Origin of the sequence: Gluconobacter sp. DsW_058 (genome assembly GCF_002153615.1) — a bacterium.
GTDB lineage: Bacteria > Pseudomonadota > Alphaproteobacteria > Acetobacterales > Acetobacteraceae > Gluconobacter > Gluconobacter cerinus.
This window is the reverse complement of record NZ_JOPH01000072.1, coordinates 38,873-50,407: the sequence shown is the minus strand read 5'-3', so window position 1 is coordinate 50,407 and position 11,535 is coordinate 38,873. Positions and strand designations below refer to the sequence as shown.

At 57.5% G+C, this 11,535-nt stretch carries 14 protein-coding genes and 1 riboswitch; of the genes, 4 read left to right on the top strand and 10 right to left on the bottom strand.

What is annotated here, in order from left to right; translation table 11 throughout:
• Positions 1 to 3: 3 nt before the first annotated feature.
• Both gcvH and gcvT read right to left on the bottom strand, forming a co-directional pair.
• Entirely contained in the window at positions 4 to 363 is a 360-nt protein-coding gene (gene gcvH, locus HK24_RS12455) for a glycine cleavage system protein GcvH (protein ID WP_064275498.1), read from the bottom strand.
• A 17-nt stretch (positions 364 to 380) separates the two neighbouring features.
• Positions 381 to 1,514 carry a glycine cleavage system aminomethyltransferase GcvT gene (gene gcvT, locus HK24_RS12450; RefSeq protein ID WP_086634735.1) on the bottom strand — a complete coding sequence of 378 codons (1,134 nt, stop codon included), beginning with the start codon at positions 1,512 to 1,514 and terminating at the stop codon, positions 381 to 383.
• Between the two features lie 139 nt (positions 1,515 to 1,653).
• Positions 1,654 to 1,744, bottom strand: a riboswitch (glycine riboswitch).
• Between the two features lie 98 nt (positions 1,745 to 1,842).
• Between gcvT and HK24_RS12445 the strand changes: the two genes are divergently transcribed.
• The 3 genes from HK24_RS12445 to HK24_RS12435 all read left to right on the top strand — a co-directional run bounded on the left by HK24_RS12445 (position 1,843) and on the right by HK24_RS12435 (position 2,985).
• Positions 1,843 to 2,145, top strand: a complete 303-nt coding sequence (locus HK24_RS12445; RefSeq protein WP_086634734.1) for a putative quinol monooxygenase — start codon at positions 1,843 to 1,845, stop codon at positions 2,143 to 2,145.
• Position 2,146: 1 nt separating this feature from the next.
• On the top strand, positions 2,147 to 2,416 hold the full coding sequence (locus HK24_RS12440) for a DUF333 domain-containing protein (RefSeq protein WP_086634733.1): 270 nt from the start codon (positions 2,147 to 2,149) through the stop codon (positions 2,414 to 2,416).
• Positions 2,417 to 2,646: 230 nt separating this feature from the next.
• Positions 2,647 to 2,985, top strand: a complete 339-nt coding sequence (locus HK24_RS12435; RefSeq protein ID WP_232309318.1) for a MarR family winged helix-turn-helix transcriptional regulator — start codon at positions 2,647 to 2,649, stop codon at positions 2,983 to 2,985.
• Between the two features lie 35 nt (positions 2,986 to 3,020).
• Here HK24_RS12435 and speE read toward each other — a convergent pair whose 3' ends face one another.
• From speE to miaA, 6 genes are all read right to left on the bottom strand, one after another.
• Positions 3,021 to 3,893 carry a polyamine aminopropyltransferase gene (gene speE, locus HK24_RS12430; protein WP_046900377.1) on the bottom strand — a complete coding sequence of 291 codons (873 nt, stop codon included), beginning with the start codon at positions 3,891 to 3,893 and terminating at the stop codon, positions 3,021 to 3,023.
• Between the two features lie 72 nt (positions 3,894 to 3,965).
• Positions 3,966 to 4,445, bottom strand: coding sequence for an adenosylmethionine decarboxylase (gene speD, locus HK24_RS12425; RefSeq protein ID WP_046900378.1), 480 nt, complete (start codon positions 4,443 to 4,445; stop codon positions 3,966 to 3,968).
• Positions 4,446 to 4,916: 471 nt separating this feature from the next.
• A complete protein-coding gene (gene ilvC / locus HK24_RS12420) occupies positions 4,917 to 5,936 on the bottom strand; it encodes a ketol-acid reductoisomerase (RefSeq protein WP_046900379.1) in 1,020 nt (339 codons plus the stop codon).
• On the bottom strand, positions 5,936 to 6,463 hold the full coding sequence (ilvN, locus tag HK24_RS12415) for an acetolactate synthase small subunit (RefSeq protein ID WP_064275493.1): 528 nt from the start codon (positions 6,461 to 6,463) through the stop codon (positions 5,936 to 5,938). The genes ilvC and ilvN overlap by 1 nt, the downstream gene beginning before the upstream one ends.
• Positions 6,463 to 8,259 carry a biosynthetic-type acetolactate synthase large subunit gene (ilvB, locus tag HK24_RS12410; RefSeq protein ID WP_086634732.1) on the bottom strand — a complete coding sequence of 599 codons (1,797 nt, stop codon included), beginning with the start codon at positions 8,257 to 8,259 and terminating at the stop codon, positions 6,463 to 6,465. Before ilvB ends, ilvN begins: the two co-directional genes overlap by 1 nt.
• Before the next feature lie 9 nt (positions 8,260 to 8,268).
• Complete coding sequence (gene miaA, locus HK24_RS12405) at positions 8,269 to 9,276, bottom strand: tRNA (adenosine(37)-N6)-dimethylallyltransferase MiaA (RefSeq protein WP_086634731.1); 1,008 nt, start codon at positions 9,274 to 9,276, stop codon at positions 8,269 to 8,271.
• 42 nt (positions 9,277 to 9,318) lie between these two features.
• Here miaA and serB point away from each other — a divergent pair, with 42 nt between their 5' ends.
• On the top strand, positions 9,319 to 10,212 hold the full coding sequence (gene serB / locus HK24_RS12400; protein WP_086634730.1) for a phosphoserine phosphatase SerB: 894 nt from the start codon (positions 9,319 to 9,321) through the stop codon (positions 10,210 to 10,212).
• Positions 10,213 to 10,241: 29 nt separating this feature from the next.
• Here serB and HK24_RS13510 read toward each other — a convergent pair whose 3' ends face one another.
• Together HK24_RS13510 and HK24_RS12385 are read right to left on the bottom strand one after the other, a co-directional pair.
• Positions 10,242 to 10,895, bottom strand: coding sequence for a hypothetical protein (locus HK24_RS13510; protein WP_143412330.1), 654 nt, complete (start codon positions 10,893 to 10,895; stop codon positions 10,242 to 10,244).
• 114 nt (positions 10,896 to 11,009) lie between these two features.
• Positions 11,010 to 11,528 carry a DciA family protein gene (locus HK24_RS12385; RefSeq protein ID WP_086634728.1) on the bottom strand — a complete coding sequence of 173 codons (519 nt, stop codon included), beginning with the start codon at positions 11,526 to 11,528 and terminating at the stop codon, positions 11,010 to 11,012.
• Positions 11,529 to 11,535 lie beyond the last annotated feature (7 nt).

Below are 11,535 nucleotides of genomic sequence, written 5' to 3'. Positions count from 1 at the left end.
ACGTCAGAGGCTCTTGTACTGCTCTGCCGTCAGAAGGGACGTCACGTCTTCCGGGTTGGAAACCTTCATCTTGAAGATCCAGCCCTCACCTTCCGGGTCATTACCAACCAGCGTCGGCTCATCGGACAGCTTCGTATTGAAGCCCGACAGCACACCGGCAACCGGAGCATAGATGTCAGACGCCGCCTTAACGGATTCCACAACCGCAGCAGCATCGCCAGCCGCTACGTCCGTACCCTCGTCCTTGGCTTCCACGAACACCAGTTCGCCCAGCTCTTCAGAAGCATGAGCCGTGATGCCCACGGTCGCTTCTTCCCCGTCCAGACGGATCCATTCATGCGATTTGGTATAATAAGTCGTCATCGCTGCTTTTCCTTGGCTTAACGCTTGAAACCGGGCGCCACAAACGGCATCGCCCGAACATGAACCGGAACGAATTTCCCACGCAGTTCGGCAAACAGCGCCGTGTCGTTCCCTGCGTAATCTGTTGCGACATATCCCATCGCCACCGGCGCCTGGACCGTCGGGCCAAACGCCCCTGACGTCACCAGACCGATCTCTTTCTGGCCATCCGCATCCGCAAAAAGCTTCGCCCCCGCACGAACAGGCGCACGCCCCTCCGCCATCAGGCCAACACGCTTGCGGCTGACACCTTCACGGGCCTGACGCAGAACGATCTCCGCGCCCGGATAGCCTCCTTCACGAGAGCCCCCTTCGCGCCGGGCTTTCTGAATAGCCCAGGCCAGAGACGCTTCAATCGGCGTGGTCGTCGTGTCGATATCATTGCCATACAGGCAAAGCCCCGCTTCCAAACGAAGCGAATCCCGGGCTCCAAGCCCAATGGGAAGAACCTGCGGCTGAGCCAGCAACGCCCGCGCAACGGTCTCCGCATCTGCGGCTGCACAACCAATTTCGTAACCATCTTCACCGGTGTAACCCGAGCGCGACAGCGTGACCGGAACACCAGCAAGCTTCGTCTCGATCACGTCCATAAAACGCATATCGACCGCTGCCGGACAAAGAGGTGCGATAGCCTCCTGAGCCTGCGGCCCCTGCAACGCCATCAGCGCGCGATCAAACTGCCGCGTCACAACACAACGGTCAGAAAGAGCCGCCTCAATCAGCGCCGCATCCTGCTCCTTGCAAGACGCATTCACCACAACGAACAGATCATCGCCCATATTGGCGACCATCAGATCATCAAGAATGCCTGCGGTATCATTGGTCAGAAATCCGTAGCGCTGCCGCCCCTTCACAAGCCCCACATAATCGGCCGGGATCAGGCTTTCGAGCGCCAGAGCGGCATCACGCACATCACCACTGCGAGCAGCAATCCGGATCTGCCCCATATGGGAGACGTCAAAAAGCCCAGCCTTGCTACGCGTGTGCAAATGCTCGGCCATCAGCCCTGCGGGATACTGAAGCGGCATCTCATAACCCGCAAACGGCACCATTTTGGCGCCAAGTTCCAGATTGAGAGCATGAAGAGGGGTACGCTGGAGAGAGTCGGTCATGGGGTAGGTCCGGCCCGGTCAGAACGTGAAGGTGCAGACGCACCCGGAATCTTCCGGAAAACGCCGCCCCTTCTGTCCTTTTGCCTGAGATCGCTATCCCGTCGGCGGGTACGTCAGGCGCACCTCTCTCCAGAATTTACCGACCAACTCGGTCCTTTGGCCTGAGAGTTTCCGGGGCGGTTGCTCCTTCGGCGCCAGCCTTCAAGGCCAGTCTCTCCCGTATTGGTCGGACTCGATCCTGCCAGTTTCCTGATCTCTTCGCAATCGTTACGGTTAGTTCTGCGTTACGATTGCCGCATACCTTTGTAACCAGAACGGGAGAACTTTCATGGCTGGCGAACTGACTGTTATTGCAGAATTGTCCATTCCCCCAGAAAATCGGGAAAAATTCCTTGAAATGTGTGCTTATGACAGCAAGCATTCCAACGCGGACGAGCCCGACTGCCATAGCTTTGACGTGATGACATCCAATGAAGATCCGAATCTCATTGTGCTTGTCGAAACCTATCGCGATCAGGCTGCCTTTGATGTGCACCTCAAAACGCCGCACTTTCAGAAATTCGCAGAGGCTGTAAAAACCCTTGGTGCCAAAGAAAACAACGTCCGTTTCTTTACAAGGACGGCACCCTGATATGCGCTTCTTGCTAAAAAACAGCGTCTGTGGCGCCACTCTTCTCCTATTGGCTGCATGCAACGCGGAACAACCGCAGAAGCCGCATCTCATAGGTCTGGCAAACCCTGCCAGCGTCTCCTGCACACAGCAGGGAGGAACTCTGGAAATTGTTAGTCAGCCAGCTGGACAGGTTGGTATGTGCCACCTGCCCTCCGGCCAAACCTGTGAAGAATGGAGCCTGTACCGCGGCCATCAGTGCAAATCGTTGCCACCCACCTCCAAACCGTAAGTGCTTCCTCTCGTTTTCCTGATTTCCAAAGAGATCAGGAAAACCGCTTTACGATATGAGCAGTCTTCTTAAAATAAATACATAACATGTTATGTATGTTATCCACACTATCCACCTGAAGGCAGTTCCCCATGCAGAATCAGGCCCCTTGCCTCTCCATAGGCTCATTAACAAGTAAGACAGGGCGCCTTTTCACGCGTCTGATGGAACAGAAACTGAAACCCGCTGGAATGCGCGCAGGACAGATTCCGGTTTTCCTTGCCCTCGGAAAAGGCGAAGTCCGCACTCAAAAGGTGCTTGCTGAGCTCGCAGGGATTGAGCAACCAGGCATGGCAACACTGCTGGCACGCATGGAGCGCGACGGCCTGATCGAACGCGAACCCGACCCGGACGACAAACGCGTCAGCCAGATCCGGCTTTCGCCAGTTGGCCTCACTAAAAGCCAGCAGGTTATTCCAATTATGGAAGGGGCCAGCGAGGAAGCCTTCAAAGGCTTCACTCCACTGGAAAGAGACATTCTCATTACGCTTCTGGAACGCATGAGCAGCAGCCTCGAAAGCTGTCTTTAAAATCCTTCACTCCTAAAAGAGCGAAGGATCAGGCCTTACTTCTCCGTCTTAGGAAGATGCTCGGCAATATACGGCGGCAGATTGAAAGAGCCGACGTGAATTTCAGGCGTCCAATAGCGTGTCGTGCCAAGGATCTTGGCAGCGTCTGCACGTCCGCGAATCTGCTCCAGCGTCTGCGTGTTCGGAGCCTGGCCTTTGGAAGCCATACCCAGCGTCATGAAACCGCCGACATAAGTCGGGACAGCGGCAACATAAGCTGAAACATGCGGGAAGAATTTCGCACGACGCAGGCTCGTCTCATACAGTTCATCAGACTGCATGAACGGAACACCGCACTGATTCACGATTAGACCTTCATCCGACAGGATACGTGCGCAGTTGCTGTAAAATTCGTCCGTAAACAGAACTTCACCCACGCCGATCGGGTCCGTGCTGTCCACGATGATGACGTCAAAAGAACCGTCAGCAGCCTTGGCAACATAGTCGATACCATCACCGACAATCACTTCAGCGCGCGGGTCATTCCAGGCATCGCCCGCAATGTTCGGCAGATGCTGCTTGGAGAGTTCAATTACCGCACCATCGATTTCCACCATGACGGCTTTTTCAACGGTCTTGTGCTCAAGAACGCGACGCAGAACGCCACCGTCACCCGCACCAATGATCAGAACGCGCTTCGCACATGGATGCGCCAGCATCGGAACATGCGTCAGCATTTCCTGATAAACGAACTCATCGCGTTCCGTGATCTGAATGACACCATCCAGAACCAGCACACGGCCATGGCTGGAGCTTTCAAAGACAACAATGTCCTGGAAATCAGATTTTACGCGCGCAAGCTCGCGCGTTACGAGAAAACGCTGTCCCCAGTCCGGGTACAGGGTCTCGTTGATCCATGTTTCAGCCATGGTCATCGGTTCCTTGTCGGGATTTAATAGCAGAGTAAAGACCAGCCGGTTCGGCTGGCCCCTATCCGAGAATCAGGCCGCGCTAGCGTTCCTGTCCTGCACGCGTCCACGGCGTACGGCATCAACTTCGATGCGGCCAGCCTGGAACAAACGCTGCATGACCGGAATCGAAAGATTCGGATCACAGGCGCCACACATGAACACATCTACCGCAGCGTAATTACGCTCTGGCCATGTGTGGATCGAGATGTGACTTTCTGCCAGCACCAGAACACCAGACACGCCACCATTCGGCGTGAAGTGGTGGAAATGGCTGTGCAGAATCGTTGCACCGGCTGCAATAGCACCCTCGCGCAGCGTCTCATCAATCCGTGCTGGATCATCTAGATTCCGGGCATCCCAGAAATCGATCAGCAAATGATTACCGGCATAGCGTTCGCCATCCCGTTCAATAAAATAGTCTTTGCGCTCCTCTTCAACAGAGTGAGCAGCGCTGTTCTGGATATCTCTCGGGAGTTCCGATACCATCCCCAGTTGAGCAAGTGCGTTCATCACGTACCCCCAAACCAGTAGACAGCCTGTTGGGCGAAATCGCCCCCTTGGGCCAAGAAGCGCGGTAGTTAGAGCCCCCTTCCTGCGGATGCAAGGGTTTTCTGGCCTGATTCGCTAATATGTCACATTACCTGAAGAAGCAGGACCGACATTACAGATCGTCCCACTGCCGCCAGACGCTCCCAAGAAGAACCACCGTTTGGGAATTCAGAGTAAAAACACCCTCCAAAAGCTCGAAAATCCGTCGCTTTTTTGGGATTACCCTTCACTTCAGGGTCTTTCTGACACGGCAACAGATACGCCCCGTCATAGCCAACGATTCGTCCTATGCGTCATCTGCGGCGTAGGCAGGGGGGGCCTGCACAGCGCATAAAAAAGCACGCACTCCAAGGCTGAAATATCTCAGCCTCGCAATGCGTGCTTTTCATACCCCCTAGCCGATAGCGACTAAGGGGCCCTAATCCGTAAAGATCAGTTTTTGGCCTTGTCGACCAGCTTGCCCTTGGCAATCCACGGCATCATCGCACGCAGCTTCTCACCGGTCTTCTCGATCTGGTGAGCGTCATTGCGAGCGCGGATAGCCTTGAAGCCAACGCCGCCGGACTGGTTCTCAAGGATGAAGTTACGAACGAACGTCCCATCCTGAATGTCCGTCAGAACGCGCTTCATCTCAGCCTTCGTTTCCGGCGTGATGATGCGCGGACCCGTCACGTACTCACCATACTCCGCAGTGTTGGAGATGGAGTAGTTCATGTTGGAAATGCCGCCTTCGTAGATCAGGTCCACGATCAGCTTCATTTCGTGCAGGCACTCGAAGTAAGCCATTTCCGGGGCGTAGCCACCTTCAACCAGCGTCTCGAAGCCAGCGCGGATCAGGTCAACGACACCACCACACAGAACAGCCTGCTCACCGAACAGATCGGTTTCGACTTCTTCCTTGAAGCTCGTCTCGATGATGCCTGCACGGCCGCCGCCATTTGCGGAAGCGTAGGACAGAGCGATGTCCAGAGCCTTGCCAGAAGCATTCTGAGCCACAGCAACGAGGGACGGAACGCCACCGCCACGCTGGTATTCGGAACGCACCGTGTGGCCCGGGCCCTTCGGCGCGATCAGGAACACGTCCAGATCCGGACGGGCTTCAATGATGCGGAAGTGGATGGACAGACCATGTGCGAATGCAAGAGCTGCACCCTGCTTCAGGTTCTTCTCAAGGCTGTCCTTGTACAGGGCGCCCTGGCCTTCATCCGGCGTCAGAACCATGACCACGTCGGCCCAGGCAGCAGCCTCGTCCGGGGACATAACCTTGAAGCCAGCCTCTTCTGCCTTCTTAACGGCAGAGGACGTCGGACGCAGGCCAATGACAATGTCGGTCAGGCCGCTGTCACGCAGGTTGTTGGCATGAGCGTGACCCTGGCTGCCGTAGCCAATGATCGCGACTTTCTTGCTCTTGATCAGATTCAGATCGGCATCGCGATCGTAATACACCCGCATCAGACATGTTCCTCGTTAACGTGAAAGACAGAAGGGCCACGACCAATGGCCGCAATCCCCGTGCGCGAAACCTCAGCCAGGCCAAGGGGGCGCATCAACTCGATAAAAGCGTCGATCTTGGAGGGAGACCCCGTCAGTTCGAACACAAAACTGGTGGCCGTCGTATCAACCGGGCGCGCCCGGAAAGAATCCGCAATCCGCAGACCTTCCGTGCGGTTCTCGCCACGGGAAACGACTTTTACAAGAGCAAGCTCACGGCCCACATACGGGCCTTCTTCCGTCAGATCACAAACCGCATGAACCGGAATCAGACGCTTCAGCTGCGCCTTGATCTGCTCAATAACCTGCGGCGTCCCCGACGTCAGAACCGTAATGCGTGACAGGCTGCGCTCGGCATCCACCAGCGCAACCGTCAGGCTCTCAATGTTGTAGCCCCGGCCTGAAAACAGACCCACCACGCGGGCCAGTGCGCCACTCTCGTCTTCAATAAGAACCGAGATGACCGAATGTTGGATTGTCTCCGTCATCAGACCAGCATCATCCCTTCTTCGGTCAGACCTGCGGCTGCGGAATCCTGATCCGGGCCAAGCAGCATCTGGTTGTGAGCCGCACCCGATGGAATCATCGGATAGCAGTTTTCATTTTCCGCCACGCAGATATCCGCGATGACAGGGCCGTCATGCTCCAGCATCCGGCGAATGACATCATCCAGCTCACCCACGCAGGTCGCACGCATCCCGGTTGCTTGGAACGCTTCCGCCAACTTTACGAAGTCTGGCAGCGCCTCACTGTAAGACTGGGAATAGCGTGACCCATGCAGCAGCTCCTGCCACTGACGCACCATGCCCATATACTGGTTGTTCAGGATGAAGATCTTCACCGGCAGACGATACTGCGCGATCGTTCCCAGTTCCTGAATGTTCATCAGGGTCGAGGCTTCACCCGCAATATCAATCACCAGAGCATCCGGATGCGCAACCTGCGCGCCCACAGCCGCTGGCAAACCATAACCCATCGTACCCAGACCACCCGACGTCAGCCAGCGGTTCGGCTTGGCGAACTGGAAGTGCTGCGCCGCCCACATCTGATGCTGGCCAACCTCAGTGGACACAAACGTGTCACGCCCCGTTTCCATCGCCATTTCGTAGAGGCGACGAACGGCATGCTGCGGACGGATCACCGCAGACGACGTCATGTCCTGCGTGAAGCCGAAGCCATCCACGCTGCGCCAGGACGCAATCTGGTTCCACCATGTGCTCAGATCAGGTGCCGGCGTATCGTCCCACGCGTCCAACAGCGCCTGAAGCGTATCGCGAACATCACCTTCCAGACGCACATCCACGCGGATGATCTTGTTGATCTGGCTCGGATCAATATCCGCATGAACCTTGAACGAATTCGGCGAAAACGCGTCTACACGGCCCGTCACGCGATCATCAAAACGCGCACCCAGAGCGATCAGCAGATCACAGCCATGCGTGGCCATGTTCGCCTCAACAGACCCGTGCATGCCGAGCATACCAAGGAACTGCGGATCAGGAGACGGAAACGCTCCCAGCCCCATCAGCGTGGACGTGACCGGGAAACCCGTCTTGCGCGCCAGACGACGCAGCCGCTCAGACGCTTCCGGACCGGAATTGATGATACCACCGCCCGTGTAGAACAGCGGGCGCTTGGCCGTTTTCATGGCCTGGACCGTGCGGGCAATCGCCTCGGCATCCGGCCCACCCTGACGACGGAAACGCTTCAACCGTGAGAGCGCTGGCGCCGTTAGCGGAGCCTGACCAACTGTAATGTCCTTGGGCAGATCAACCAGCACAGGCCCCGGACGACCCGAACGCGCCACCTCGAAAGCTTCACGCACCGTCTGAGCCAGAGCGCCCGGCGTCCGCACCAGATAGTTGTGCTTCGTGGCCGGGCGGGTAATGCCCGTCGTGTCCGCTTCCTGGAACGCATCATTGCCGATCAGCTTCGTCGGCACCTGACCGGTCAGGCAGACCAGCGGAATCGAATCCATCAGCGCATCGACAAGGCCGGTCACGGCATTGGTCGCACCCGGGCCAGACGTTACCAGAACAACGCCCACCTTGCCCGTCGAACGCGCATAGGCCTCAGCCGCATGAACGGCAGCCTGCTCATGACGGACAAGAATGTGGCGGATACGGTCCTGCTTGAAGAGCGCATCGTAGATTGGAAGGACAGCGCCCCCCGGATAGCCAAAGACTACCTCTACGCCCTGTTCATCGAGAACGCGCAGAAGCACCTCCGCGCCATTCAGCGCCTCGTTGCCTGTTGTTGCGTCTCTTTCAGCAGAAGCCGTCACCGTATCCTCCTAAGGGGTATGAGGCGCGGGATTTAGGACAGTTCTGTAGGATTCGTCAACTCGCTCAGATATAAAATTCTCAATTTTTTCGTGTTCTGTTTTCGATTCTTGCGCAAATGGGGTGTATCTACGAAACGAAACCATCGAATTACCATTTGATCCCAAGGCATGATGCCGAAACCACGTCGCCTGTCGGCGCGTATATCGGCCTGTCGCCAGAACAGCAGCCTGTCGCGCAGCCTCGATCGTCACATCACCCTGCAACACTGCAGCAAGCTCAGGAACCCCATGCGCGCGCATGGCTGGCAATACAGAATCCAGACCCCGTGCAACAAGTTGACGCACTTCATCCAGTGCCCCCGCCTCCAGCATCTGGCTGAAGCGGGCATCAAGAGACGCCCGCAATTCCTCCCGAGGTGGATCAAGAAGAACGGACACAAATCGGCAGGGAGCCGCTGGCAGACCGGGTTGAGCCCGCCACCAGACAAGACCATGCCCCGTCCCACGCCAGACTTCCCATGCTCTGGAGATACGCTGCGTATCATTCGGGCACAGCGTGGAGGCAGTTTCCGGGTCTACCTCCAACAGCTTCTCATGCAGAGCTGCCGGGCCAATGTCCTGCGCCAGCGTTCGGGCTTCCTGTCGCGCGCTATCCCCCGGGTCAGGCACTTCCACCAGACCATCAGTGAGAGCGCGGAGATACATGCCCGTACCTCCGCACAGAATTGGCAGACGCCCAGCCCTCCAGGCCGCGTCCATTTCGGTCAGAGCCTGTTCGCGCCACCAGGCCACACTTCCCGGCGTTGCCGCATCCAAAACACCGTACAGTCGGTGAGGAACAATCGCCTCATCCGCTGCATCGGGGCGGGCTGTGAGAATATGAAGATCGCGGTAAACCTGCATGGAATCAGCATTGATCACTGTTCCATTGAAGGTCCGCGCAAGATCAAGAGCCAGAGCAGACTTGCCGGAGCACGTCGGGCCAGCCACAATGATTGCTGTCTTTGGGGCGTTCATTCCCCTGTTCCTGCCACACGCGCTGGATCGTTACGAGAGCTTATGTCCCTTCCTTCCGTTCTGACACTCATTGCCGACCGCAAGGCTGGCCCCCTCAAACCAGAAGCCATCGACGTCGCCCGCTCTCTGGTGAAAGGCAAAGCCCCTATCGTTCTGTCTGAAGGGGAAGCCGTCGATATTCCATGCCCTACACCTGGGCCCGGCGCCGCAAGCGCCGCAACAATCCGCGCAACGCTGGCCCCCTATCAGGTTGACACACTGCTGCTGAAAACCCGTGGCCGCCGCAAAGCTGTTCTCGTTGCAGACATGGACAGCACTGTCGTGACGGGAGAAACGCTGGATGAAATGGCGGCGGCTCTTGGTGTAGGCGAGCAGGTTGCGACCATCACCCGAGCCTCCATGAATGGAGAGATCGACTTTGAAACGTCCATTGAACAACGTGTTGCTCTGCTCGCAGGAAAATCAGCGTCTGTTCTGGAAGACGTCTGGCAGAATGTAACCCTGACGAACGGCGCAAAAGAGCTCGTGCAGACCATGCGCAAGCACAACGCACGCACGGCTCTGGTATCAGGTGGCTTCACATGGTTCACACAACGGGTGGCAGAGCTATGTGGTTTCGACGAAAATCACGGAAACATTCTTGAAATCGTCGATGGCAAGATGACTGGAAAGCTAGGCGGCCCGGTTCTGGGGCCAGATGCAAAGCTGACTCATCTGGAAGCCCTGACAACTGAGCGGGGTGTTCAGCTTCGTGCTGCGCTCACAACTGGTGACGGTGCAAACGATATTCCAATGCTGGCCAGCGCCGGGCTGGGTCTGGCCTTCCACGCAAAACCGAATGTGAAGAAGGTGATTGGCACGCAGATCAATTTTTCAGGTCTGCGGGCACATCTGTTCGCTCAGGGATACCGCGCCGCCGATTTCGTCACTGACTGACGAAAAGGCCGCGCTTTTAAACTCCCGCCTTAATACCCCCAGGTATAAGGCGGGACACCACCGTAATAGGCTGGCGCTCCATAATATCCCTGCGGAACGGCATACCCGCCAGCAGGAACACCCCCCTGATATCCACCAGGGTAGTATCCGCCGGGATAGGAATTGGCAGCACCTTCAATCGCCATACCGGCTGCGACACCAAGGGCAGCACCAACGCCCCAGCCACCCCAGCCCCAGCCGCCGCCCCAGCCCGGCGTACCCCAGCCGTAACCGAACCAACCCGGGCCGCCCCAGCCATTCCATCCACCCCAACCGGGCGTACCCCAACCGACGAAGCGCGGGCCACCCCATCCACCGCCCCAGCCACCATAGCCGGGACGGAAGCCCCAACCGGGGCCTCCACGATAGCCGTAACCGTAACCACCGCCTGGACCACCCCGGAAGCCACCCATGCCAGGCCCGCCACGGAATCCACCTCCCGGGCCACCACCATAACCGCCACCACCACGAAATCCGCCCATCCCGCCACCTCCGGGACCACCGCGGCCTCCACCTCCACCATGGAAGCCACCGCCGCCGCCACCGCCCGGACCGCCGCCACGCTGCGCCATGGCCGAGAACGGTGCAGCACCAATCAATGCGGCCAGCACCAAGGCTCCACCAGATTTTTTCGTGATATTCATGGCTTGTCTCCTTGGAAATAGCCGCTTTTCAACTTTCCATATCGTCAGAACTCTGGTCCCTGAAAAGGGCTCTTTCAGGGCATGAAACAAGTCGTTTCACGTGAAACACTTCTGTCACCGACGCCTGCGGCCACCCCGCGCTCCGATATGGCCACCAAGGCGTTGCAGGGCATCCCGCAACTCGTCATCCTCAATCTCAGGAACATCAACCTGAACGGGCTTGGGCCTTGGCGGCTTGGGCCTCTCAAATGCTGTCATGTCCTGAACAATCTTCAACCGAAGAATGAGATGCTCACCCCGCAGACCACAGGCTGTATTGATCCGTTCAATGATCTGAGGTGCGAGATGCTGCAATTCCATGGCAATCGGCCCCGAACACGCCAGCGTCAGAGACCCTGCCGACAGCCGACGCGGCTCGGTCACACGAGACAGACGTGGACCGATAAAATCTTCCCAGTCCATGGAAAGCCGAACCAGAAGCGGAGACTTCTTCTTGAACGCCGGCCTGGTAATTCCCGGCACCAGAGCGCCAATCTGCCGCGCTCCTCCCCGCTTGGGAATCCACGCAGGCTTTTGGTCCGTTCCCGCTGCCCGACCACGAAGGTTCTTGTCCGGACCGTGATCCTTCGTCATATCCCTC